General features: G+C 29.8%; 23 protein-coding genes and 1 tRNA gene. 2 read left to right on the top strand and 22 right to left on the bottom strand.

Going from position 1 to position 25728, the window contains the following annotated elements:
* Positions 1–51: 51 nt before the first annotated feature.
* The 9 genes from ABDX67_RS01955 to folB form a co-directional block, all read right to left on the bottom strand.
* Positions 52–1893: a M1 family metallopeptidase gene (locus tag ABDX67_RS01955; protein WP_347173155.1), complete on the bottom strand. Its 1842-nt coding sequence runs from the start codon at positions 1891–1893 to the stop codon at positions 52–54.
* Positions 1894–1987: 94 nt separating this feature from the next.
* Positions 1988–3625, bottom strand: coding sequence for a S8 family peptidase (locus ABDX67_RS01950; RefSeq protein ID WP_347173154.1), 1638 nt, complete (start codon positions 3623–3625; stop codon positions 1988–1990).
* 17 nt (positions 3626–3642) lie between these two features.
* Positions 3643–4485, bottom strand: a complete 843-nt coding sequence (locus tag ABDX67_RS01945) for an MBL fold metallo-hydrolase (RefSeq protein WP_347173152.1) — start codon at positions 4483–4485, stop codon at positions 3643–3645.
* Between the two features lie 93 nt (positions 4486–4578).
* Positions 4579–5796: an HlyD family secretion protein gene (locus ABDX67_RS01940; protein WP_347173151.1), complete on the bottom strand. Its 1218-nt coding sequence runs from the start codon at positions 5794–5796 to the stop codon at positions 4579–4581.
* Positions 5774–8179: an ABC transporter transmembrane domain-containing protein gene (locus ABDX67_RS01935; protein ID WP_347173150.1), complete on the bottom strand. Its 2406-nt coding sequence runs from the start codon at positions 8177–8179 to the stop codon at positions 5774–5776. The genes ABDX67_RS01940 and ABDX67_RS01935 overlap by 23 nt, the downstream gene beginning before the upstream one ends.
* Before the next feature lie 2 nt (positions 8180–8181).
* Entirely contained in the window at positions 8182–9354 is a 1173-nt protein-coding gene (locus tag ABDX67_RS01930; protein ID WP_347173148.1) for a protein kinase family protein, read from the bottom strand.
* A 73-nt stretch (positions 9355–9427) separates the two neighbouring features.
* Positions 9428–9673 carry a hypothetical protein gene (locus ABDX67_RS01925; RefSeq protein WP_347173146.1) on the bottom strand — a complete coding sequence of 82 codons (246 nt, stop codon included), beginning with the start codon at positions 9671–9673 and terminating at the stop codon, positions 9428–9430.
* A gap of 376 nt (positions 9674–10049) precedes the next feature.
* Positions 10050–10120: transfer RNA gene (locus tag ABDX67_RS01920), tRNA-Cys, on the bottom strand.
* Positions 10121–10167: 47 nt separating this feature from the next.
* Positions 10168–10530, bottom strand: a complete 363-nt coding sequence (folB, locus tag ABDX67_RS01915; protein WP_347173144.1) for a dihydroneopterin aldolase — start codon at positions 10528–10530, stop codon at positions 10168–10170.
* A 58-nt stretch (positions 10531–10588) separates the two neighbouring features.
* Here folB and ABDX67_RS01910 point away from each other — a divergent pair, with 58 nt between their 5' ends.
* Together ABDX67_RS01910 and ABDX67_RS01905 are read left to right on the top strand one after the other, a co-directional pair.
* Entirely contained in the window at positions 10589–11455 is an 867-nt protein-coding gene (locus tag ABDX67_RS01910; protein WP_347173142.1) for a hypothetical protein, read from the top strand.
* 109 nt (positions 11456–11564) lie between these two features.
* Positions 11565–13253: a glutamine--tRNA ligase/YqeY domain fusion protein gene (locus ABDX67_RS01905; RefSeq protein WP_347173140.1), complete on the top strand. Its 1689-nt coding sequence runs from the start codon at positions 11565–11567 to the stop codon at positions 13251–13253.
* Between the two features lie 68 nt (positions 13254–13321).
* On the opposite strand, the gene ABDX67_RS01900 is transcribed toward ABDX67_RS01905, so the two are convergent.
* The 13 genes from ABDX67_RS01900 to trhO all read right to left on the bottom strand — a co-directional run bounded on the left by ABDX67_RS01900 (position 13322) and on the right by trhO (position 25679).
* Positions 13322–13825: a DUF1761 domain-containing protein gene (locus ABDX67_RS01900; RefSeq protein ID WP_347173138.1), complete on the bottom strand. Its 504-nt coding sequence runs from the start codon at positions 13823–13825 to the stop codon at positions 13322–13324.
* A gap of 115 nt (positions 13826–13940) precedes the next feature.
* Positions 13941–14933: a DUF4837 family protein gene (locus tag ABDX67_RS01895; RefSeq protein ID WP_347173136.1), complete on the bottom strand. Its 993-nt coding sequence runs from the start codon at positions 14931–14933 to the stop codon at positions 13941–13943.
* An 81-nt stretch (positions 14934–15014) separates the two neighbouring features.
* Entirely contained in the window at positions 15015–16301 is a 1287-nt protein-coding gene (locus tag ABDX67_RS01890) for a lytic transglycosylase domain-containing protein (protein ID WP_347173134.1), read from the bottom strand.
* 3 nt (positions 16302–16304) lie between these two features.
* Positions 16305–17066 (bottom strand): exodeoxyribonuclease III, encoded by a 762-nt coding sequence (locus tag ABDX67_RS01885; protein WP_347173132.1) that lies wholly within the window; start codon positions 17064–17066, stop codon positions 16305–16307.
* Between the two features lie 72 nt (positions 17067–17138).
* A complete protein-coding gene (locus tag ABDX67_RS01880; RefSeq protein WP_347173131.1) occupies positions 17139–17834 on the bottom strand; it encodes a 3-oxoacid CoA-transferase subunit B in 696 nt (231 codons plus the stop codon).
* Positions 17835–17870: 36 nt separating this feature from the next.
* Positions 17871–18173, bottom strand: coding sequence for a four helix bundle protein (locus ABDX67_RS01875; protein WP_430438068.1), 303 nt, complete (start codon positions 18171–18173; stop codon positions 17871–17873).
* Between the two features lie 83 nt (positions 18174–18256).
* Positions 18257–18955, bottom strand: coding sequence for a CoA transferase subunit A (locus ABDX67_RS01870; protein WP_347173130.1), 699 nt, complete (start codon positions 18953–18955; stop codon positions 18257–18259).
* A 10-nt stretch (positions 18956–18965) separates the two neighbouring features.
* A complete protein-coding gene (locus ABDX67_RS01865) occupies positions 18966–21269 on the bottom strand; it encodes a transglycosylase domain-containing protein (protein WP_347173129.1) in 2304 nt (767 codons plus the stop codon).
* A 2-nt stretch (positions 21270–21271) separates the two neighbouring features.
* A complete protein-coding gene (locus tag ABDX67_RS01860; protein WP_347173128.1) occupies positions 21272–21763 on the bottom strand; it encodes a gliding motility lipoprotein GldH in 492 nt (163 codons plus the stop codon).
* Complete coding sequence (locus ABDX67_RS01855) at positions 21744–23081, bottom strand: PSP1 domain-containing protein (protein ID WP_347173126.1); 1338 nt, start codon at positions 23079–23081, stop codon at positions 21744–21746. Before ABDX67_RS01855 ends, ABDX67_RS01860 begins: the two co-directional genes overlap by 20 nt.
* A gap of 319 nt (positions 23082–23400) precedes the next feature.
* A complete protein-coding gene (locus ABDX67_RS01850; protein ID WP_347173125.1) occupies positions 23401–24030 on the bottom strand; it encodes a hypothetical protein in 630 nt (209 codons plus the stop codon).
* Between the two features lie 18 nt (positions 24031–24048).
* Complete coding sequence (locus ABDX67_RS01845; protein ID WP_347173123.1) at positions 24049–24582, bottom strand: hypothetical protein; 534 nt, start codon at positions 24580–24582, stop codon at positions 24049–24051.
* Between the two features lie 65 nt (positions 24583–24647).
* Entirely contained in the window at positions 24648–25679 is a 1032-nt protein-coding gene (gene trhO, locus ABDX67_RS01840) for an oxygen-dependent tRNA uridine(34) hydroxylase TrhO (RefSeq protein WP_347173122.1), read from the bottom strand.
* Positions 25680–25728: the final 49 nt, after the last annotated feature.

Genomic DNA, 25728 nt, shown 5'->3' with positions numbered 1-25728 from the left:
AGGTAAAACCTCGCTTTTCTTTTATTTACTAAACTGTAATTTGTTTTTTAATTAACGTTTTTCATACACATTATTATCTCTGTTGATATCTGCCATTAACTGAGAATTATCAATCTCAACTTTTTTAATGTCTTTAGATACAGAAAAAGAATATGAAGGATGTGCCCAAGTCCAATCATCAATAACTGTTGCACTTGTTGGTTTATTTCCTCTCATCATTCTTAACGGAATATTAAAATCTTCTGTTGTGCCGTCTGTATAAGTAACAGTAACATCAATTGGCATTGGCATTTTACCAATTCTTTCTAATGTAATTTTTTTACCATCAACACTTTGGATCCCGTAATCAATTGTGTGTGTAGTTTGTGTCCACTCATTTAAATACCAATCTAAATGCAATCCTGATACTTTTTCTGCAGTTCTTTTAATATCATTAGGAACTGGATGTTTAAAACTAAAGTCATTGTAGTATTTTTTTAATGTTTTTTCTACATTTTCTTCTCCAATAATATAATTTAATTGCGTTAAGAAAATACTTCCTTTTGTATAACTACCGGTACTAAAAGCTCTGTTTGTGTTAAATCTATCAGCATGTGTAGTTAAGTTTTCTTCCATCCCGTTTTTTACAAGATTAAAATAACTTCTATAACTTCCTGGCGATGGTTTACCTTCTCCACCACGTAAAATTTTATTTGCAGCTAATCCAGTAATATAAGAACCAAAACCTTCATCCATCCAAGAATGTTTACTTTCGTTATTGGCTAAAATTTGTTGAAACCAAGTATGAGCCAATTCATGAATAATTGTTCCCATATTGCTTCTTTTTCCACCACCAGCAACAAATGTACACATCGCGTATTCCATTCCTCCATCTCCAGCTTGAATCACTGAATATTGTTTCCAAGGATAAGGACCAACAGTTTCGCTAAAATATTCCATCGTTTTTGCAGTTAAAGCCTGATTTTTTGTCCAATTTTCTCGATTATAATCTCTGTCTTTATAAAAAAAGTGTAAATCTGGTCCATTTTCCATTTTGTAAATATCGTGTACATATTCATCATCAGCAGCCCAAGTAAAATCATGTACTCTTTCTGCTTTAAAATGCCACGCTAATTTTGGAGTATCTGGAACGTTTAATGGCTTTGTTATGTCTTCATAACCATGCCCAATTTCTTGCGGGTTTTGTAAGTTTCCTGTTCCACCAATTGTATAATTTCTATCAATTCTAAGTGTTACATCAAAATCTCCCCAAACTCCTTGAAATTCTCTAGCAATATATGGATGAGCTTGCCATCCTTCAAAATCAAATTCTGCCATTTTAGGATACCATTGCGCCATAGACATTGCAATATCATCTCTACTATTTCTTCCTGCTCTACGAATGTGAACTGGTAATTGTCCGTCAAATTCCATATCAAAAGTTACTTTTGATCCAGCTTTAATTGGTTCGATTAAAGTAACTTCTAAAACAGTTCCTGCAACTTCAAACTTTACATCTTTACCGTTTTGTTTTAATGATTTAACTTTTAAATACCCAATTTCACTAGGTTTTAACATGGCAATTCTACTTTTTACTTCACCATTTTCACGTATAATCATCCTGCCGTCTGGATCTGCAATACTTTGTAAACGTGCATCCATTTCGCTTCCTGGCTGAAAAGCGTTGTAATACAAATGATAGTACACATTATTTAAATCTTCTGGAGAATTGTTTGTGTAGACTAATTTTTGAGTTCCGCTGTATTGAAACTTTTCTACATCTACATCAACATCCATTGTGTAATCAACATGTTGTTGCCAATACCCATTTTTAGATGTTGTTAAATTTTTTGAGTTTTGTGCACAAGAAACCATTAATGAAAATGATAGTGCAACAAATAAAACTTTTTTCATGATAGTATTTATTTTATTGGTTTGTGATCTTTAATTATGAACTGCTGTAAATTTAGAGCTCTTTTTTTATATATGCTAATTCATTGTAAATGTATTATTTACCATTTACCATTCTGTCTGCCATTTTTAAGGCATTATAAGCATTAACAATTCTTCCAGTTACAGATAATTCTGAAAAAGGAACTTTTACTCCTTTTGGAGTGTCTTGAGAAAATGAACCTGGTTTTATAACTTCTAAATCTATTTTAGTTCCAGAATTCATAATGATATGTTTTACTTGCTTTGCCGTTAATTTTGGATAATAAGAACGAATTAACGCTGCAACTCCAGCAGTTGATGGTGCTGCCATTGATGTTCCGTTAAAATATTCGTACTCATTTTCTGGAATTGTAGAGAAAATTTGAACTCCAGGCGCAAAAATATCAACATTAATTTTTCCGTAATTGGTAAAATCTGCAGGTAAGTTCTCGTTATAATTAGAGCTCATCGCTCCAATAGTAAGAACATTATCTGAAATTTCTGTTTTTAAATCTTTTGAATCGTTTGGATACGTTCTTTCTACATCAATGTTTTTTGCATCGTTTCCTGCGGCATTTACAATTAACACATCTTTTTCTGCTGCATATTTTATAGCGTCGTAAACCCATTCTTTGTTTGGCGAATATGCTTTTCCGAAACTTGTGTTGATTACTTTTGCGCCATTATCTACTGCATAACGAATAGCTAATGCAACATCTTTGTCATATTCATCTCCATCAGGTACAGTTCTTACCGCCATTATTTTTACATTATTAGTAACACCGTTCATTCCAATTCCGTTATTTCTTACTGCTCCAATAATTCCAGAAACATGTGTACCGTGAGCTTCATCTTTTGTAGAATGGCCTGTTTTATTATCTCCATAAAATTTTGTAGAAAAATCTTGAGCGTTGTCTCCTAATGCTTTTCTATAATCTGTTTTTAGATTGTCTCCGCTAACTAAGTCATCTGCTTTTTGAATTTCTTTTTTAATTTCTGTAATTGCTTGTGTCAAAGAAGATAATCCGAAACCAAACATTTGTTTTGCAATATTTACACTTTGCATTACAGCATTATCTTCTGACTTTATTGATTCTACATCATCTTTTGTATAGTCTTTCTTTTTTAAATGATCTCCAATAGTTTTATCTGCAAACTGAACAGCTTGTAGCATTTGGTTAAATCTAAATTTATTTGTTGAGGCTTCTTTTACTTTTTTATCTTGAGCTTCTTTAATGATTTTATAAGTAGCTTCATCAACCAACTTTGGATTTTTAAGGATTCTTTCTACCTCTGCATTTTCTTTATAGATTGGCCCTAAGAAATTCCATCCGTTAATATCATCAACATATCCATTGTTATCGTCGTCTTTTCCGTTATTCGGAATTTCATTTTTGTTTACCCAAGCAACTGCGCTTAAATCTTCGTGTTTTAAATCTGTTCCAGAATCTACAACTCCAACAACAACTTCAACACCTTTTTTACCTTTTAAAAATGTGTACGCTTTATCAACACTCATTCCTGGAATTGTGTCTGTAGCTAAATCTGCATGACCCCAAGTTTCTTTTTGAATTTTGGTAAGTGGAGCTTTCTTTGCTGATATTACAACAACATTGTTTTCTCCTGTCGGAACAGGAATTGTATTCACTGATTTACATCCTACTAAAGCAATTGTAATTACACCTGTTATATAAAGTGGCTTAAAAATTTTCATACTCTTCATCTCTTTTATTAATTAAATATATCTGTAAACTTAAATGTTTCTTTTAATCGTACTCCTTTTTCTGTATGTTTTAAAGTACAAAGTTCTGTAGCTGCATCATGTTCTAAAAACAAAAAATACTGGTTGTCTGCAGCTTCATTTAAAAATTGTGCTTTTTCTTTAATTGTTAATAATGGTCTTGTATCATAACCCATAACATACGGTAATGGAATGTGCCCAGTTGTTGGTAATAAATCTGCCATAAAAACAATTGTTTTTTCTTGATATTCTATTTTAGGAAGCATTTGCCTTTCTGTATGTCCGTCCATAAATAAAACATCAAAGCCAACATCATTAACACTGTTTTTAATGAAGTTTAATTGTCCGTTTTCTTTAATTGGTTGAATGTTTTCTGTTAAAAAAGATGCTTTTTCTCTTGGATTCGGAATTGTTGCCCATTGCCAATGATCTTCATTAGACCAAACTTTTGCGTTTTTAAACGCAGGCATAAATCCTGTTTTGTCTTTGTTCCATTGAATAACGCCACCACAATGATCAAAGTGCAAATGTGTTAAAAAAACGTCGGTAATATCATCTCTATGAAACCCTAATTTAGCCAAAGAAGTATCCAACGAAAAATCACCGTACAAGTAATAATATCCAAAAAACTTATCTGATTGTTTTGCTCCTAAGCCTGTATCTATCAATGTTAATCTTTCTCCGTCTTCAATAAGCATACAGCGCATACTCATAGAAATTAAGTTATTAGCATCTGCAGGATTTGTTCTTTGCCAAATAGTTTTAGGAACAACACCAAACATTGCGCCGCCATCTAGCTTAAAATTTCCTGTTTCTATTGGGTGTATTTTCATATAAACAAAGATGCAGAAAAAACAGGACTTTTTTGTTAATGAAAACAAAAAAGACTAAAGTGAAAATTAAGTTGTAAAACCGAATTAGTAAAACTAATCCATTTTTCTAAACATCTTTTTAACAGCATATTTATATAAAGGAATTGTTTCTAAAATAACATCACCTCTAACTGTGTAACCAGATTTTAAATTGTCTTTATCTTTATTAGAAAGTTCTACACTTACATAAAAAGGCTCGTTTAAGTTTTTTCTAATTGGTATGTAAGAAATTTTACCTTTTATGGCTCCGTATTTATAATAATTGTAAGAATCTAATTTAAGATTTACATTTTGCCCTAATTTTAAATGTCTTATATCTCTCTCATCAATTTGAGCTTTAGCGTAAAAACCTTTCTTGTTAGGAGATATTTTAAACATTTGAAAACCTTTATCTACGTAGTTAATTTCTTGTTTTTCATTAAAAACTTTAGTAACAACACCATCAATTTCTGATAACAAATATCTTTTGCCAATTTCGTTGGTTAAAAAATCAAAAGAGTTTCCTTCTTTTTTTAAAGAAGCTTCCATCTTTGAAATGCTTTGTTTTAGGTTTTCTTTTTGTTCTTCTAGTTCTGTAATAGAAATACTAATGCTGTTTTTTTTCTGTAAATAATTATTTTCTAATTCAAAAAGACGCGCATTTAATTGACTTAAGTTGTTTTGAGCATCAATAACATTTTTCTTGTAGGTTAAAAAATCATCGTACGAGTTTCTTAACTCTAACAAACTAATAACTCCTTTTTTATAAATTAAAGAATCTATTTTTAGCTTTTTAGATTTAACTTCTAACCTATTTTTAAATAAATTTACGCTACTTGTTTCAGACTGAATTTCTTTTTCAGTTTTTCCTTTAGAGATAATATATTGTCTATAGTTTAAGTTAATTTCGTTTCGTTGAAAAACTATTTTATTATCTAAATTTACTAAGTTTCTTTTGTTAGATAACAATTGTCCTGATAGTGATTTCATTTCACTTTCTGTGCTATTAATATCTTTGTCTATAACACCATTATTAATAATTGCTAATGTATCTCCTTTTTTAACTTTATCTCCTTCTTTTACATATACTTTTTCTAAAACAGCTTCAAAAGGCGATTTGTATTCTATTTCTGGATTTTCTGAAATTATTTCTCCATTAGAAAAGCTTACAGAATCATTAATTGGTAATGTAAAAAACAAGACCAAACCAATAACTGTAAAAACCACTAAAATTTTAAAGAACAACTTTATAAAGTTTATTTCTTTAGCGTTATAAGGCAATAAGTTTTCCATTTTGTATATGATACTTCTTATTAAAATTAATATCTTCTATCGGCTCGTGAGAAATAATAATAATTGTTTTATTAAAATCATTAATTAAGCTTTCTATTTTACTTCTAGATTCTTTATCTATTCCTGATAAAACCTCGTCAATTACCAATATTTCTGCATTAGACAAAAGTCCTCGCATTAATAGTATTTTTTTTCTTTGTCCTGTAGATAAATTTTTTCCGCTTTCTTGAATTATAAAACTTAATTTATCTTCTTTGCTGATAATAAAATCGTACAATTCTATTTTTTTAGCAATTTTTAAAATTAAAGATGTAGAAACTTTTTTTCCTAATGTTATATTAAAGTAAATACTTTCATTAAACAATACATCTTCATTTGTTATTAATAATAACTTTTCTTTTAATTTGGTTTTATTGTAAAACGAACTATCTGAATTGTTAACTATAAAGCTACCCGATTTTGGTTTATAAAGTGATGAAAGTATTTTAGAAAAGGTAGATTTTCCTGTTCCGTTTCTTCCTTCAATTTGTATAATTTCTCCTTTATTTATTTTAAAGTTTACTTCATTTAATATTAATTGATTTGGAAAAAATCCAAACGAAATATCTTTTAATTCTAAAGAATCAATTTCAAAATCTTTAATTCCATTATTATTGGTAAACGTTTCTAATGAATCTTTCTCATTAAAATCATAATATCTTTTTAAAATAACTTCATGTTCTTGCAACGTTAAATTCTGACTTAAAATAGAGCCAAGCGAACTAATAATTCTACCCGATAATGCTAAAAAAGTTATAATCTGCCCAATTGTAATTGACTGATTTGTAATAGCATCTCTAGCTAAAAAAACAATAATAAATAAAGATGCTCCTGTTCTTACAATCGAAACAAATGAAGTATTTAATAAATTAATATACTTTAATTTGGTTTGTGTTTTTATTAAATTATCTACACTTGTTATAATGCTGTTGGTAATTACATTCTCTATTCTAAAGTTTTTAATTACCTGTAAACCTTCTATTTTTTCTATTACTTTAGAAAATAGATTTGCTTTTCTTTTAAACCTTTCATGTTCGTAACTCTTTAAAAACGGAGTTATAAACTTAAACCAAGCAAAATAAATTGCAATTACAACTAACACAACTAAGGTTAGTTTTGGCTGTATTACAAAAAGGATTATTAAAGAACTGATAGAGATTATAACGTCTACTAAAATTCGAGTAAAATAACTTAAAAAGAAAGATTTTAGTTTTAAGGAATCACTTAACCTTTCTGTTAAATCTCCTCTTCTGTAAGTTTGGGTATATTGTATAGAAAATGTATTTAATTTGGTGTCAAAAACACTTAAAAAGAATTTATCTAAAATATTACCTAAATGTATAGAAACAAATCGTTTGTATTGGCTGATAACTAATTCGAAAAGCGCAAAAACACCTACACCAATTGCAAATAACATTACGGTATTTAACTGAAAACTAGGTAAAACATTATCTATTAAAATCTGATTTATAAAAACAGCAAATTGTGATATTAACCCAGCAAATAATGCTGTAAAAATATAGATATTCCAGAGTTTCTTATTAGAACCTAATTCTTTAATTAACCTTAAAAAGACGTTTTTTTCTTTTACAGTAGTGTTGTCATCGTCTTGTTTAATTTCAAAAGTTTTAGCATTTGTTTTTACAACTAAAGCTAATGGTGCTTTTATTCTAACTTTATCATCTTTATACTTTAAACTTCTAAAACTTTTAGGCAAAAAAGATATTTCTTGATTAAAAATTAAATCTTTTAAAAAAGCTTCTTCAGAAGCAGTGTCTTTAAAGCCAAAATTTTCTTTGTGATAAGAAAAATAAGTAAGCTTATTAAAAAGTGTTGGTTTGTCGTTATTTTTAAGCGCATCACTTATCTCTATTTGATACTCTTTTAATTCGTCTAAAATTAAGCTTCTTAACTTTTCTTCAATTGGTAATATGTCAAAATAACTACTAGATAAGTGCGATTTTCTTTTTAACTCTTCTAAGGTTAAAAAATAAACTCTACCATTTTCGGGATCTAAAACCTTTAATTTTTTTCCTTTGATTTCATTTACTACTAAATAGTGTAAATCTCCTTTTTTTTCTACTGGCAGTATAAAAGGGAATAAATCTTTAAAAAATTCAGCATTACTTGTAATAGAATTAACATCTATTAGTTTATAAGTAACATCAAATTTATGCTCTTCAAAAAAAGAATAAATGTCTGTAATTCTAGAACCACTTTCATTTAAAAAAATATGATCTTGTATATAAGACCTACTTATATCTTCTTTATAAATATTATAAATGGTTTTAATGGCACTTATACCACAATCGTTATGTTTTAATTGTTGATCTACAATTGCCATTTTTATTGGGTAATAAACTTTAACATTTCTGGTGCATCTTTAAACCTTTCTTCTGGGTTTATTTTTAACGACTTTATAATTAATCTATGAAATTTATTTAGTCGTTTTCTGTTTATAAACATTGTATCTTTTTCTATATCAAAATTTAATTTGTCTTGTATATGATCTTTCCAAGTTTCTGAATTAAATAGTTCTTTATAAAAAAGAATCGAATAACAAATCATTCCTATTTGATATACTTCTGCGCTAAAAGAAGCAACAGTTGTATATTTTTTCTTAAAATTTCCGTCTTTAATAATTCGTTCTGGTGGTATAAAATAATGTACACCGCCATTTCGTTTTCTTATATTGTGTTTTAATTCTAACTCAGATGTTTCTACATTATTAGAAAGTCCAAAATCTATAATCTTTATCTTATTGTTTTTTGTTACCAAAATATTCCCAAAATGAATATCACCATGATACACATTTTTTTTATGAATGATAGAAAAAGCTTTTAATATCTCTAAAATTAGTTGTTCTCTTTCTTTTAATTTAGGCTTATTCTTTTTAATAAATTTATAAATATTTAACCCTTTAATATATTCTAAGACAATATAATCAAATTTATTTGTAGAGTAATACCCAATTGTTTTATTAATAAAAGGTGAATTAAATTTTTGAAGGAATGAATGTTCTAACCTTAAAAGGTTTTTGTATTTTATTAAATGCTTTTCAGAAAATATTTTTGTTGGATTTAAAAGTTTAATCACAAAAAAAACAGTTCCTTTTTTAACAAGATAAACATCTGTTAATCTATTATTTGCTAGGTTTTCTATTATTTTATAAGCTCCAATTGATTGCTCTTTTTTAAACAAAAAAGTTCTTTCAAAAGTTAATGATTTGGTTCCTTCTTTTATTAAAACTCTCTCTGAAATAAGCTGGTCAAAAAAGTTTTTTAAGGCGTTTTCTAAAACCAATAAACTTTCTTTGTCTTTAATTTGAAGACTCTCTTTATACTCTTTTAAAACATTTTTAAAAGTATTACACTCTTTAAAACATAAAGTAAAATCATAAATCGATTTATTAATTTTAAATGTTTTGTATTTTTTAGAGTTCGTTTCTAGGTAATAACACTCTATTCCATTTATAAATTCAGCGTTTAAACTTACGCTATTTGATAAAATGTAATTCACATTGGTAAGATTAAAAAAACCTATTCAGCTATACTGAATAGGTTTTATTTTAATAAAAAAGACTGTTAAATTATTATATTATAACAATAACATCTCCTGGGTTTACAATAACTCCACCTGCACCACTCGAAGAACTTGAGCTGCTTGAGCTGCTTGAGTTAGATGAACTAGAGCTACCACCCTTTCCACGTCTTTTTTTTCTTCTTTTTCTCTTCTTTCCACATCCTCCACCAATTACTTCATCAATATTTTCAATCGATAAGTCTTTAGTTAATTTTTCTAAATTAATCATTTGTTTGTTATTTATAAGGTTATACATAAAGTGATTCCTTGGAGGGGTTCGGATCACCGTAAAAATTTATGACACAATATTACAAAAAAATAAATAAACTAAGAATAAAACTACAAAATTGCCCTTCTAATTAAGGTTTATTTTAAAAAAATAAGCAACATTTTTTCAGCAAAATAGGTGTTTGTAGAACCTAAAAATTCGAAGTAAGTGTTTTGTTGGTGTATCAAACATTTAAGTAAGAAAACTCTTAAACTTCTTCTGTTTCAATAAATATCATAAAAAAACAAAGTCAATTAATACAGTTTTTTTTGATATTAAAAATTTATTCAACAAATTAAGTTTCTTTAATCTGAAGTTTGCTCCTATATAAAAAAACGTTTCAATAAATTGAAACGTTTTTTTGAGGTGTCGAGCGGATTCGAACCGCTGTAGATGGTGTTGCAGACCACTGCCTAGCCACTCGGCCACGACACCTTTTGAGTTGGCAAATTTACGTAAAATTCCTATTTAGACAAGTTTTTTTACGCTTTCCTTTTTTTCTTTAAAATAATTTTTACATCTTCTACATTACCGCCAATTGGTGGGTTTATTTTTGCGACACAAACTGTTGCTTTTTTAACCAATGTAAGTTCAGTAAAAATTCTGTTAAGAATTCTTTGGGCAACATTCTCTAATAACTTAGCTCTTATTGCCATTTCTTCTTTTACAATAAAATTTATATGTACATAATCTACAGTGTCAATTAATTCGTCTGTATTAGAAGATTTTTGTAAATTTGCTTTAATTTCAATATCAACTCTATAGTCAGAACCAATTTTTGCTTCTTCTTCTAAACAACCATGAAAGGCATAAATTTTGATATTGTTTACTTGAATTATTCCCATTCAGCAAAAGTATTAAAAGTTCGGGAAGATTTAAGATTAGATAACTAAAAATAAAAAAATGAAATACCTAAAAATTGTTACCAAGTTATTGCTTTTTACAGTTGTATTAGCAAATTTTACTTCTTGTACTATTAACGATAATATTAAAGACACATCTATTTTAATTGATCCAGGTACAGATCCAAATTATAGAATTGTTGTTAACACAGATAGTCAATTTAAAGATTTTAATAGAAAAATTGTTGTGTTTGATATTCCTGTTTTTGCTTTTAAATCTGTAGAAGATTCAAAATTAATTCATGTTGCTAATGTTTTAGCGCAATATTTAGATAATGATGAAGATGGAGTTGTTGATAATACTACGATTCATAATCAACTAAAAACAGGTAAATCTTTTATTTATGTATGGAAAACCACTTTAGAAAGAGATGCTGTTATCCCGCCAAGCGGATATAATGTATATGATATTGGTGCAGATTCTGTAAATAGTATTTGGCATTCAAACGGTCATACAGGTGATTTTGATGGTGCTATAGAAGCTGTTTGGACTTTTATTTCTAAAAACGGGCATGAAGTTTCGTATCCATCAATATTTAGCAGTCAAGCTAGTTCTGAAATTAGTGATGCTATGAACACAGCTCGTGGCGGTATTTTTCAAAATCCACCAGCATCATATCCTACTGGAGCATGGTATACAAATTCTGAAATAAGTTGTGATTTTTCTTGCCAAGTAACAAAATACAATTTTTGGGTACTTTCTTCAATGTTAGGCGCAAATGAAAATCGTTTAACAGATATTCAAAATGAATGGACCTTAAACACAAACGCAAAAGTACAATCAGACGACGTTAAAGCTTGGGCAATTTTTACAAATACAACTTATAAGTTACCTTCTACTTTGCCAGACGGAACCTACAAACATTAAGAATATATTCTTATTAAAAACCCTTTCATATAATATGAAAGGGTTTCTTTTTTATTAGAACCAACCTCAACTATTTTGCTTAATTTTGTAGCTTCAATCTTAAGAGAATATGTCAGAAGAAAAAGTATCGCTCAACTTTCTTGAGCAAATTATTGAAGAGGATTTAGCAAACGGAATGCCAAAAGAAAACTTACGTTTCCGTTTTCCGCCAGAACCAAATGGTTATTTACATATTGGTCATACAAAAGCCATCGGAATTAGTTTTGGTTTAGGATTAAAATATGACGCGCCAGTAAATTTGCGTTTTGATGATACAAATCCAGCAAAAGAAGAACAAGAATATGTAGATGCTATTAAAGAAGATATTTCTTGGCTCGGATATCAGTGGGCAAATGAATTGTATTCTTCAGATTATTTTCAACAATTATACGATTGGGCAATTCTGTTGATAAAAGACGGAAAAGCATATGTAGATTCGCAAACATCCGAAGAAATGCGTGTACAAAAAGGAACACCTACGGAAGCTGGAACAAATAGTCCTTTTAGATCTCGTTCTGTTGAAGAAAACTTGGAATTATTTCAAGGAATGAAAGAAGGAAAATTTAAAGAAGGCGAACATACATTGCGTGCAAAAATAGATATGACCAGCCCAAATATGTTGCTTCGCGATCCGATGATGTACAGAATTATGTACAAAGAACATCACAGAACTGGCAACGATTGGTGTATTTACCCAATGTACGATTGGACACACGGAGAAAGTGATTATATTGAGCAGATATCACATTCTTTATGTTCTTTAGAATTTAAACCTCACAGAGAATTGTACGATTGGTTTCGTGATAATGTGTATGAATACAGTAAATCTGTTTATCCAAATCCGCCAAAACAACGCGAATTTTCTCGTTTAAACTTAAGTTATACTATTATGAGTAAACGTAAGTTGTTAACCTTGGTTGAAAAAGGAATTGTTAATGGTTGGGACGACCCAAGAATGCCAACAATTTCTGGATTAAGAAGACGTGGTTATACACCAAATTCTATCAAAAATTTTATAGAAACAGTTGGAGTTTCTAAACGAGAAAATGTAATTGATGTTGCGCTTTTAGAATTTAAAATTAGAGAAGATTTAAATAAAACGGCTGATAGAGTTATGGCGGTGTTAGATCCTGTAAAAGTAATAATTGACAATTATCCTGAAGGAAAAGAAGAAATTTTAATTGCAGAAAACAATCAAGAAGATGAAGGTGCTGGTTTTAGAGAAGTGCCTTTTTCTAGAGAAATTTATATAGAACGAGAAGATTTTAGAGAAGAAGCAAATAAAAAATTCTTTAGATTAAAATTAGGAAAAGAGGTTCGTTTAAAAAATGCTTATTTTATTACTGCAACAAGTTGCGAAAAAGATGAAAATGGAGAAATTACAGTTATTCACTGTACTTATGATCCGTTAACAAAATCGGGAAGTGGAACAGAAGAAAGCAAACGTAAAGTAAAAGGAACTTTGCATTGGGTTTCTGTAAAACATGCTGTAAAAGCAGAAGTTAGAGCTTATGATAGATTGTTTTTAGACCCAGCTCCAGATGCACATAAAGACAAAGATTTTATGGAGTTTATCAATCCAAATTCTTTAGAAATAATCAATGCATTTGTAGAACCAAGCATAAAAACTGCAGCAATAGGAGAACGTTTTCAGTTTCAACGTTTGGGTTATTTTAATGTAGATAACGATTCAACTTCAGAAAGTCTGGTTTTTAATAAAACAGTTGGTTTGCGTGATAGTTGGGGTAATAAAAATTAGTTTAAACCTATTTTAATTAAAAAAAGACCGCAAAATTGCGGTCTTTTTTTATACTTATTTTTAATTTTTTAAAAAGCAGTTTGACAAACAATCCCGCCCATTAAAGCTAATGTTACAGTCCAATATCCTGCGTTAATCATCACGTACTTAAATGATTTTCTTTCAAACATCGCATTAGTTCCCATTATTGGCAATCCAATTAATAAACCAATCATTGTTCCGTGTAAAGCACCGTGTCCGAAAGTTCTAAAACGATCGCCATATTGTGCCATAAAATCTTGAAAATACGTAAAAGCTTCTCCTGTTCCTTCAACAAAACCAGGTTCTCCCATTAAAACAGATTGCGCTCCAAACTGATGAATTACTAAAGTTTGTAAAATAAATGCCATTAAAAAACTTAGTACATAACAGAGACCGAAAATTAAAGCCATATTACCGCCTTCCATAGATTCTTTTGTAAAACCCATCTCTTTCATCCAAGCGTTTTGAAAAAGCATTGGTCCATACCAAATAAAGCCCATAACTAAAGGCATTAAAGCTGCTACTGCAATTGTTAAAAAATTAAATTCCATAATATCTTAGTTTTTTGATTCTCTCAAATATAACAATTAACTTTTTGATTTTTAGTTATGTGAAACAAAAAAAGGCTAAAACAAGTTGTTTTAGCCTTTTTAAAAATTGCTTTTTTTATTTAATTTTTAACGATTTTCCTATTGCTTCTAGCTCAAAAATAAAATCTCTTTTATCTACTGATGGTGCATATGTAAAGCCTTCAAAAACAATTAATCTATTATTTTTTTCATCAATAACAGTATAATTTAAAAAAGGACCAGCCATAAAATCGTTTTTTACTTCCCATTTTCCTCTTGTTTCAAATGCTTTTTTGTTATCAATAACAGCATCAAATGTTTCTGGAGTAAAAGCTGCTTCTGTAATCATATACATTCCTTCTTTAGAGCCAGGAATATGTTTTTCTCCGATTACATTTCTGTTGTTAATAATCGCATTGGTAACATCAAACTCAAACTCTTCTTGTAATGGAACTGAATATACTAAAATGTTATTTGTTCCGTCTCCTTGAGCAATTCCGCTCATTAAATGTTGTCTTAACCACAAAAAGCCTAGTGTGTCTTTTACAGTTCTAAAATCTGTTGGTATGGTTAAAGACAACCCTAATTCATCTAATGTTTTATATTTAGAGTCGTCAACTCTTTTAGAATAAAAACGTTGCTGTACATGCTTTATATCTGAATCTCTAAAAATCTTAACTATTTCTTTTTTATGCTTTTCTAATAGTATATTTAATCCTTCTTTATCTTTTGCTGTTACATAAACTAAAGTTTGAGGTCTTGCATAAAAATCGTTTTGAACTCTAAAAGACTCACTTTCTCCTACTTGAACAAATAAAATATTTCTGTATTTGGTCATCATGTTTCCAAAACCTTTTGGAGCAATTTGGGTAACACTAAATGTTGTTTCTGGTTGAGGTAAACCAACAACTAATTCTCCTAAAAATTCTCTAAGATTTTCTCCAACTTTACCAGACCAATCGCTTGCTTCGGTAACAACAAGAAGATGATTAGATTTACCAACAGAACTACTTAAAACAAAAGTATCTTTTGGGTTTTTACATGAAGTAAAAAAAAGTAATAGTGCAACTATTGTTAATCCTTTTTTCATATTTGTTAATTTAACGTTTTAGTTATTTCCTTATCTCCTTCAAATATTATTCCACTTTTAGGAAAATCAATGTCTTTTTTCTTATAATCTTTTTGGATAAATTGTTAACCGTTGCCCAATTTTTAAATTAGTACTTCTAAGTCGGTTCCATTTTTTGATTTCACTTACTCGAACACCAAATTTTTTAGCTATTTTTCCTAAATAATCTCCGCTTCTAACTTTATATCTTATTCGCTGATTTAACTCTAAATATTTTGGTAAAGGTTTTTCTCTTTTTGCATTATCTTCATCAACTAAGGTATACAATTCTTCTTCTTTTTCTAAAAATTTAATCGTTGTGTTTCTTGGAATTGTAACTACATAATTTTTACCTTTTACAAACGGAATTATATCTAGTTTAAACTCCGGATTTAAAAATTGTAACATTTCTGTTTCTATGCCAGTAACTTCTGTAATTTGATCAAAAGAAACTGTTTTTTTAATCCGAATTGTATCTGTTGCAAAATGGTAAATTGGCGGATTCTCTGGTGCTAAACCATGCTCTTTAGCATATTTAAAAATATATAAAGTTGCATAAAACGCAGGAACATATCCCGCAGTTTCTGACGGTAAATACTGACGTAGATTCCAATAATTTTGATATCCTCCAGAGCGTTTTATTGCTTTAGATACATTTCCTGGTCCTGAATTATAAGCCGCTAAAGCTAAATCCCAATCACCAAAAATATCATATAAATCACTTAAATATTGACAAGCTGCAATGGTTGCTTTGACTGGATCTTGACGTTCATCAACATAAGAACTTACGTTTAATTTATATTGTTTTCCCGTTAAATACATAAATTGCCAAAGTCCGCTTGCGCCAACTCTAGATCTTGCTCTTGGGTTTAAAGTAGATTCTACAATTGCCAGATATTTCATTTCTAACGGAATGTTAAACTGATCTAAATATTTTTCGAACATCGGAAAATAATACTCAGCTTTTGCCATTAATGCTGGATAATATTTCTTACGATATTTTAAATACGAATTGATTACGTTTTCTAAAATAGGATTGTATTCAATAAAAAATGGAGATGAATTATCTAAATGCTTTAGGCGTTCTTTTAAAACATTTGTAGGAATTTTTAATTCTGGTTTTTCTTTAGCTTCTAACCCTTTAATTACATAATTGATATTAGCTGTTAAAGGAGATCTGTATTGTGTTTCAATAACCAAACTGTCAATTAAAGACAAATCTTTATCACTAAAAAAACTTTTTTTAACAGCGTTTTTTAACGAATCGTTTGCAATGCTATCTAGCTTGGTTTGTGCTGATAGAGAAAAAGATAATAAAAGAAATAAAAATGTAATTTTTTGATAATTCATATTTTAAAAATCTAGTTCAACAACAATCGGACAATGATCTGAGTGTTTTGCTTCTGGTAAAATGTATGCTCTAGAAATCGTTGACTTTATCGGTTCTGCAACCATAGCATAATCTAAACGCCAACCTTTATTATTTGCTCTAGAATTTGCTCTATAACTCCACCAAGAAAATTCTTGTTTCTCGGGATTTAAATGACGAAAACTATCAATAAATCCGCTTTTGATAAAATTACCAAGCCATTCTCTTTCTTCTGGTAAAAAACCCGAAACGCCTTTCATTTTCGGGTTGTGAATGTCTATTTCTTCATGACAAATATTATAATCTCCACAGATTACTAAATTCGGAATTTCCTTTTTCAGTTCATTAACATAACTTTGGAATTCGTCCATATAATTGAATTTAAAATCGAGTCTAGCATCGTTAGTTCCAGAAGGTAAATACAAGCTCATTACAGAAACTTCATCATAATCTACTCGTAAATTTCTTCCTTCAAAATCCATTGATTCTATTCCTGTTCCATATTCAACATGATTTGGTTTTTCTTTACATAAAATAGCAACTGATGAGTAGCCTTTTTTTTCTGCCGAAAACCAATAATGATATGGATATCCAGCAGCTTCAAATTCAGATACATCTAATTGTTCTTTATGTGCTTTGGTTTCTTGAATACAGATTATATCTGGTCTAGTAGATTGCAACCAGTCTAAAAAACCTTTTTTTAAAGCAGCTCTAATTCCGTTTACGTTGTATGAGATTATTTTCATGTTCCTCTTTTAATTTCCCAAAGGGATAAACTTGTTTTTTATTTTGCTGTAAAATTAATTTTAAATACTTTTTTATGAGCGCTCAAAGTCCTTTCCTTTGGAAAGGGTTAAGGATAGGAACTGCATTTCTGGAATTTCACCATTAACCACCAAAGTTCCTTCTGTCGCATTTTTAATTTCCTCTACAGAAACTCCAGGAGCTCTTTCTAATAAATGAAAAGCACCATTTTTAATTTCTAAAACAGCCAAATTGGTTACTACTTTTTTAACGCAACCAACTCCTGTTAAAGGCAAAGAACATTGTTTTAACAACTTCGATTCACCTTTTTTATTGGTATTCATCATTGCAACAATAATGTTTTCTGCGGATGCAACTAAATCCATTGCGCCGCCCATTCCTTTCACCATTTTTCCTGGAATTTTCCAATTGGCGATATCTCCGTTTTGTGCAACTTCCATTGCGCCAAGAACAGTTAATTGAACGTGTTGTCCGCGAATCATTCCAAAACTCATTGCAGAATCAAATAAAGAACCACCTTTTAAAATAGTAACTGTTTGTTTTCCTGCATTGATTAAATCGGCATCTTCTGTTCCTTCAACCGGAAAAGGTCCCATTCCGAGTAATCCATTTTCTGATTGAAACTCAACTTCAATATTATTAGGAACATAGTTTGCAACCAACGTTGGAATTCCAATTCCTAAATTTACATACCATTTGTCTTGTAATTCCTGGGCAATTCTTTGTGCTATTTGTTCTTTTGTTAACATTTTAAAGGTGTATCAATTTAATAATTTATCAATGTATCAATTCTGATAACGAGATTTAATGCTTGTACTTAATATTTTATATAAAATTAGTCCCAATTCATTTACTTTTTCCTGTAAAACAGTATTTGAAGGATAACTTTTAGATCTTTCGCAAAGTATCAACCAATATTTTGTTTCTTCTAATTCTTTCGTTGCAATTTTTATTTTATGAATAAAATCTGCTTTGCTTTCTGCATTTTGAGCTTCATGTATATTTGCTCCAATACTTGTTCCTGATTTTAATAATTGACCAGAAATAACATATTTTCTTTCTAACTCTAAAACTTCACAATATTTTATAACTAATAATGAAACTTCAATTGATTTTTCTACAACTACATTTTTCTTTGTTTCATTAATTAATTGCTACATTATTTTAATTATTAACGTGAGCGAACTGTTCGTTGTTCAATTCTTTTTTCATAATCCTTTCCTTGAAAAATACGTTGCACAAAAATTCCTGGAATATGAATTTGATTTGGATCTAATTCTCCTGCTTCAACCAATTCTTCAACCTCAACAACCGTTGTTTTTCCTGCCATTGCCATCATCGGATTAAAATTACGCGCAGTTCCTTTAAATATTAAATTTCCTGCTGTATCTCCTTTCCATGCTTTTACAAATGCAAATTGTGCATTAAATGCGTGTTCTAAAACATACATTTTACCATTAAACTCTCTCGTTTCTTTTCCTTCTGCAACTTCGGTTCCGTAACCAGCTGGCGTATAAAAAGCCGGAATTCCTGCGCCTGTTGCTCTACAGCGTTCTGCCAATGTTCCTTGCGGAATTAAATCAACTTCTAATTCTCCAGATAACATTTGACGTTCAAACTCATCGTTTTCTCCAACATAAGAAGAAATCATTTTTTTTATTTGACGTTTTTGCAATAACAATCCTAATCCAAAATCATCTACACCTGCGTTGTTAGAAATACACGTTAAATCTGTGGTTCCTAATCGTACTAACTCTGAAATGCAGTTTTCTGGAATTCCACACAATCCAAAACCACCTAACATAAATGTCATTCCATTTTCAACTCCGTGCAAAGCTTCTGTTACATTTTTTACTACTTTATTTATCATTTTAATAAGATTAAAAGTCTGTATCTCCTTTTTTAATTACTGGTTTTTCTTCCTCATCAATTTTTTTAACATCACCACAATCTAAACGAATAGAAATTGGGTTTTCTGGTTTTTCAAAATCTTCTTTACTGATATTTAATGTTGGGTCTTCATAGCATTTTCTCATAAAGATTGCCCAAGTTGGCAACGCCATTGAAGCTCCTTGTCCCTTTCCAATTTGTTCAAAATGAATTGCATTGTCTTCTCCTCCAGTCCAAACTCCTGTTGCTAAATTTGGTACAACTCCCATAAACCAACCATCTGTATGATTTTGAGTAGTTCCTGTTTTTCCTGCGATTGCATTGTCAAATCCATACGGATAACCTGTTACATAATCTGGTCTTGGTGCTGTAGTTCTTAATCGAATTCCAGATCCAGCTGTTGTTACTCCTTTTAATAAATCTAAAACAACATAAGCAGATTCTTCACTTAGTACTTCTTGAGTTTTTGGTGTAAACTGTGTTAAAACTGTTCCGTTTTTATCTTCAATTCTGGTAATAATCATTGGTTCTACTCGCAGACCTTTGTTTGCAAACATTGCGTATGCACTTACCATTTCATATAAAGATAACTCAACCGTACCAAGTGCAATTGCTGGTGTTTCTGGAATTGTTCTTGTAATTCCAAGAGATTGTTTTGCTAATCTTGAAACATTTTTTGGTCCAACCATGTCTATCAATCTTGCAGACATTGTGTTTACTGAACCTGCTAACCCTTCTTTTAAGTTTAATTCTCCTTTGTATCTTGAAAAAGGATTTCCTCCAGAATTTTCTGGTGTCCAAGATTTCATATTTCCATATTTTCCTTCTGGAATTGTATATAAAGAAATTGGATACCTATCACAAGGAGATAATTTTAACTGATTAATTGCAGTTGCATACACAAATGGTTTAAATGTAGAACCAACTTGTCTTTTTCCTTGCTCAACATGATCGTATTTAAAATGTTTATTATTAATTCCACCAACCCACGCTTTTATATGACCTGTTTGTGGCTCCATTGACATCAATCCAGAATGTAAAAAATACTTATAATATTTTATTGAATCTGCCGGTGTCATTATGGTGTCTTGATCTCCTTTCCAAGTAAAGATTTTCATCTTTCTTTTTCTAAGAAAAGAAGCTTCTATTTCTTTTTCTGGTGTTCCCAATCTCTTCATTTCTCTCCAACGATCAGAGTTTTTCTTAGCTCTGGTTAAAATCATTTCTATTTGCTCAGGTTCTAAATCATAAAAAGGAGCTGTTTTATTACTTTTTTGTTCCTCGTTAAAATAAGATTGTAGATTTGAAATATGTGCCTGCACAGCTTCTTCTGCATATTTTTGCATGCGAGAATCTATTGTTACATATATTTTTAATCCGTCAGCATAAATATTATATTCTTCTCCGTTTGGTTTTGGATTTGTTTTTACCCATTGCTTTAGATAATCTCTTAAATGTTCTCTAAAATACGTAGCATATCCATCGCTATGACTTTCTGGAGTGTAGTTTATTTCAAGTGGTAATTTTTGTAAAGAATCTTTTTCTTGAGTTGTTAAAAAACCATTCTTTTCCATTTGTTTAAAAACAACATTTCTTCTATTAAATGATTTGTCTCTAGAAATACTTCTGTTTGGATTAAATTGTCTTGGATTCTTTAACATTGCAGCTAAAATTGCTGACTCTTCTACTTTTAAATCCATCGGTTCTTTTCCAAAATAAATTCTTGATGCAGAACGAATTCCTGATGCATTAAATAAAAATCCTTGCGTATTTAAATACATTGCAATAATTTCTTGCTTTGTGTATTGTCTTTCTAATTTGATAGAAACAACCCATTCTTTTAATTTTTGTGCTATTCTTTTAAATGAATTGCTAGAAGCTCTTTTTGTGAAAAGATTTTTGGCTAATTGTTGTGTAATTGTACTTGCACCACCACCTTTTCCGAATTTAGAAATAGCTCTGGCTAAACCTCTAAAATCGATACCAGAGTGTTCATAAAAACGCTCATCTTCTGTAGCTACAACTGCGTTAACCAAGTTGTCTGGTAAATCTTTAAATTTTATTGGAGTTCTGTTTTCATAAGCAAATGTTCCCAAGGTTTTACCATCAAAAGAAATAATTTCTGTTGCTAAGTTATTATCAGGGTTTTCTAATTCTTCAAATGTTGGTAATGGACCAAAAGTGCCTATAGATGCTAATAAAAATAATAATAAAACGAATGCAAATCCGCCAATTACAATTCCCCAGAACCACCTTATATATTTTTTAAAATTTGTTATTTTTTTCTTAGTCATTTTTAATTCTTTTCTATTCTAAACCCAACTTCTGTAATTCCTTCTAAACTTTCTATTCCGTTTATTGCTCCGTTTTTACGCATCGCTTGATTTACTAAAACAGCATATTCTCCAGACATAGGAAAAACAACATTTTCTTTATAAAACAGTTTATTTTCTTTTATTCCTGTAAATCCTTTTCCTAAAAAACGCCCAGAATTATCTGCCATTTCGTATTCTAATGTATCTACAATTTTCTTGCCATCCGGAAAACTTAATGTAGTAATTAAAAACAAATTACTATAACCGTATTTTTCATTGTTTCTAATCGTTAAAAACAAGTCTTTTTTGTTGATGGTATCTTTAACATCAAAATTAAAAGAAACTCCGTTTTTACTTTCCCAAGCATTATCAGCAATTGTAACAATAGAATCGTATTCTCTTTTAGAATCGCACGAAATGATGCTAAAAGCAACCAAAACAAATACAATAATTTTACTCCTGCTTGTTTTCATTTGGTTTGTTTCTATTTTGATTTTTGTTTCTATTATTGTTCTTACGAAACGGTTTTTTAGTTTGTTTATTTTCTGCAACATTAGTTGCTGAAACCTTTTTATTTTGATTCGGTTTTCTCTTTTGTTTTGATTTGTTTTGTTGATTTGTATTTTGAGGTTTTATTCCTTGTTTTTTTCTGTTTCTGTTGTTTTTTCTACGGCCTTTTTTCTGTTTAGGAGCATCAAAACGTGTTAAACTATCTTGACCAACAACATTTTCGAAATCTACTTTAGTCTCAACAATAACATCTGATTCGTAATCTTCTAACGGCGCAGCATCTTCTTTGTTTTTATTCAGTTCAATTATTTCATTTACTTGATCTAATGTTAATTGAAACCATTTAAAACTATTGTCTTTATAAGTGTACCACAATGCCTTTTTAAAGATATCCATTTTTACAAAAACAGCATCACCGTTTTCTGTTTTCAACACTTTATCTTGCTTCGGAAACGCTTTTAAAGCATCTAAATAGGTATCCAACTCAAAATTTAAACAACATTTTAATTTTCCACATTGTCCGGCTAATTTTAACGGATTTAACGATAATTGTTGATATCTCGCCGCAGCGGTATTTACTTTTCTAAAATCTGTTAACCATGTAGAGCAACATAATTCTCTACCACAAGAGCCAACACCTCCTAAACGTGCTGCTTCTTGACGCAAACCAACTTGTTTCATTTCTACTCTAATAGAAAATGCACTTGCTAAATCTCTAATTAATTGTCTAAAATCTACACGTTCATCTGCAGTATAATAAAAAGTTGCTTTGTTTCCATCGCCTTGATATTCTACATCAGAAAGTTTCATTTTTAAGTTTAAGCGACCTATTATTTCTCTTCCTCTACGTTGTGTTTCTTGTTCTTTTTCTCTGTAAGATTGCCAAACATCAATATCTTTTTGAGACGCTTTTCTGTAAATTTTTAAAATTTCTTCGCTATCTTCTTTTAGGTTTTTCTTTTTTAATTGCACTTTTACCAATTCTCCTCCTAAAGAAATTGTTCCAATATCGTGTCCTGGAGAACTTTCTACTGCAACAACATCGCCCATAGAAAGTGTTAAGTTTTCTGTGTTTTTAAAAAAATGTTTCCGTCCGTTTTTAAATCGAACTTCGTAAATATTAAAAGGAGCTTCACCATTTGGCAAAGTCATGTTTGATAACCAATCAAAAACAGCTAATTTACTTCCGCTTCCGCAAGATCCACCGGTTCCACAATTTCCGTTACTTTTACAGCCTTTTGGAACGCCGCCGTCTTTTGTTGAGCAACTTGTACAGCTCATAGTATGTATATATTTTTAAAAAACAAATGTGCTTTTTGTGGCAACTCTTGTTTTTATTGGGTTCTTAAATAATTTTGAAAATCAACTTAAAGTTGATGAATCTGTAAATATACGCATTCTCAAAGAATGAAAAAACAGGATTTTGAAAGTTCTTAGAACTACTTTTTTATTTGATTATAGACCAAATATAGTTTTGAAAATTTGTTTTATTTATCAACCTTTTAGAATTCGTGAAGGTTTAATTAGAATTCGTAAAAAAATTGTTTTTTAAGCATAAAAAAAGACCTCAAATCTGAGGTCTTTTTCTTGTTTTTATATTTTAAAACTGAATTCCAATACTTGCTCCAAAAGAAGTATAAGTAACACTATTGGGAATCTCATTTGAAATTAACGCATTTTTAAGTCGATAAAAATCGTGATCCCAAAAGAAATTAAGTGTAATATTATTTTCATCCAATTCTGCAATAGGAAAAGCTAAACCAAGCCTAACATTTCCCATTTCACTTTTTGCTTTATTACTGATTGTATTGTGTAAAACCATCAAATAAAATGTAGCATTTTCGTAATTTGTAAAATAATAATTTATTTTTCCGCCAAATTTTAATGCTGTAATATTATAAACTGTTTGATGTTCAAAATTACTAACAACACCCAAAGAAAGTTTGTTAAAAATCGGATAATTTATTGAGTACGTTAGTCCAAAAGAGATTCCTTTTGTTAATTCATCTTCAGAGTATTTTGGTTGATTATTGTTTATAAAAAAGTGATTATACCTAACTTTACTTGGAATCAAAAACTCTACTTCTGCTGTTGAAAACCATTTTTTATCTAAAGTATAATCTGTTCCGTTAGAAATTTGTTTCCCTGCATTTACAACATCATTAATGTTTATTTGAGCTTGCAAACTAATGCCTGCGAGTAAAAATAAAAGTAAAATAGAGTTTTTCATAAAAATCTTTTCCTTTTTTTACAAATCAAATCCTAAATTTAGCTGGAGCATGATTGGAAAAATATTTCCTTTTCCGTTAGAATCAAAATAATAAATAGGCCCTACATCAAATAATAAATGAAAGTTTTTTCCATATTTTCTTTGTAATCCCCAAGTTGGTCCAATTGAAAAATCATAAATAGATGTTCTGCTAAAGTTACTTTTTATTGTATTTCCTCTTATCAACAATCTAGCAGAAATAAAATTTCCTGAATTGTTTTCAATTGATAAATTTTTATTTTTCCTTTTTTCTAAATTATAAAAACGCTTGTACTGTAAATCCAAAAAAGGGTTAATAGAATATCTAAATCCTGTTCCACCTCCAAAAGAGGTGCGAGGATATGAACCTCCATATCCTATTCCTAACGCTGTAGATAACGAAGCGTTTTCCCCTGTTGGAATTTCTAACTCTATTGCTGGATTTAGAATATTAATTCTCCAAACTTTTTCTGTTTGTGAATAAATTGATATCGAAAATAAAATAGTAGCAAGAAAAAAAAGATTTCTTTTCATAAATAATTGTTTTTTTGTTTCGTTGATTGACTCAAGTTTTATACCAAAGACCAGAGGAAAAATATTTACTTCTTAAAAGTCAACACTTCTGACCTTCCTTTTTTAAAGATTTTATTGCTATTTCCTTTTCCTTTTCTCAATTCTTTTTGAACTTCAAAAGGCAGTGCGGCAACTTCTTTACACTCTTCTGAGCAGCAAGTATTCATTTTTTCTTGACACGATTTACACTGAATAAATAATAAATGACAAGCTTCATTATCGCAGTTTACATGTTCATCGCAAGCTTCTCCACATTGATGACAATTAGAAACTACATCATCAGAAATTTTTTCTGCGCGTCGGTGATCAAACACAAAATTCTTTCCTAAAAACTTATTTTCAATACCTTCTGATTTTACTTGACGAGTGTATTCTATAATTCCGCCTTCTAACTGAAAAACGTTTTTAAATCCTTTGTGTTTGTAATAGGCTGATGCTTTTTCGCAACGAATTCCACCCGTACAATACATCAATAAATTTTTATCTTCTTTGTTGTCTTTTAAATCTTCTTCAATAATATCTAACGAATCTCTAAACGTATCCACATCTGGAGTTATAGCACCATCAAAATGTCCAATTTCACTTTCGTAATGATTTCGCATATCTACACAAATTGTGTTAGGGTTTGCTAGCATTTCATTGAATTCTTTTGCGTTTAAATGAATCCCTTTATCAGTAACATCAAAGGTGTCATCATTTAAACCATCGGCAACAATTTTGTTTCTAACTTTTACTTTCAGTTTTAAAAACGATTTATTGTCTTGCTCAATCGCAACATTTAATCGGATGTCTTTTAAAAACGGAATCCCGTCTAATTGCTCTTTCAGTTCAAGCATTCTATCCGAAGGAACAGACAATTGCGCATTAATGCCTTCGTAAGAAACGTAAATACGTCCTAAAACATCCAATGCATTCCATTCAAGGAATAATTTATCTCTAAAAATTTGTGGGTTTTCTATCTTGTGATATTGATAGAATGAAATGGTTAAACGATCCTTACCGGCCTCGTCTATTAAAACAGCGCGTTCTTTTGCGCTTAACTTATTGTACAGTTGCATGCTATACGAATTAGGTTAAACAAAATTATCGAATTGCAAAAGTACAGCT

The sequence above is a fragment of the Polaribacter uvawellassae genome (assembly GCF_039748955.1).
Taxonomy (GTDB): Bacteria; Bacteroidota; Bacteroidia; order Flavobacteriales; family Flavobacteriaceae; genus Polaribacter; species Polaribacter uvawellassae.
The sequence above is the reverse complement of the archived record's forward strand: the minus strand, read 5'-3'. Positions and strand labels throughout refer to the sequence as shown.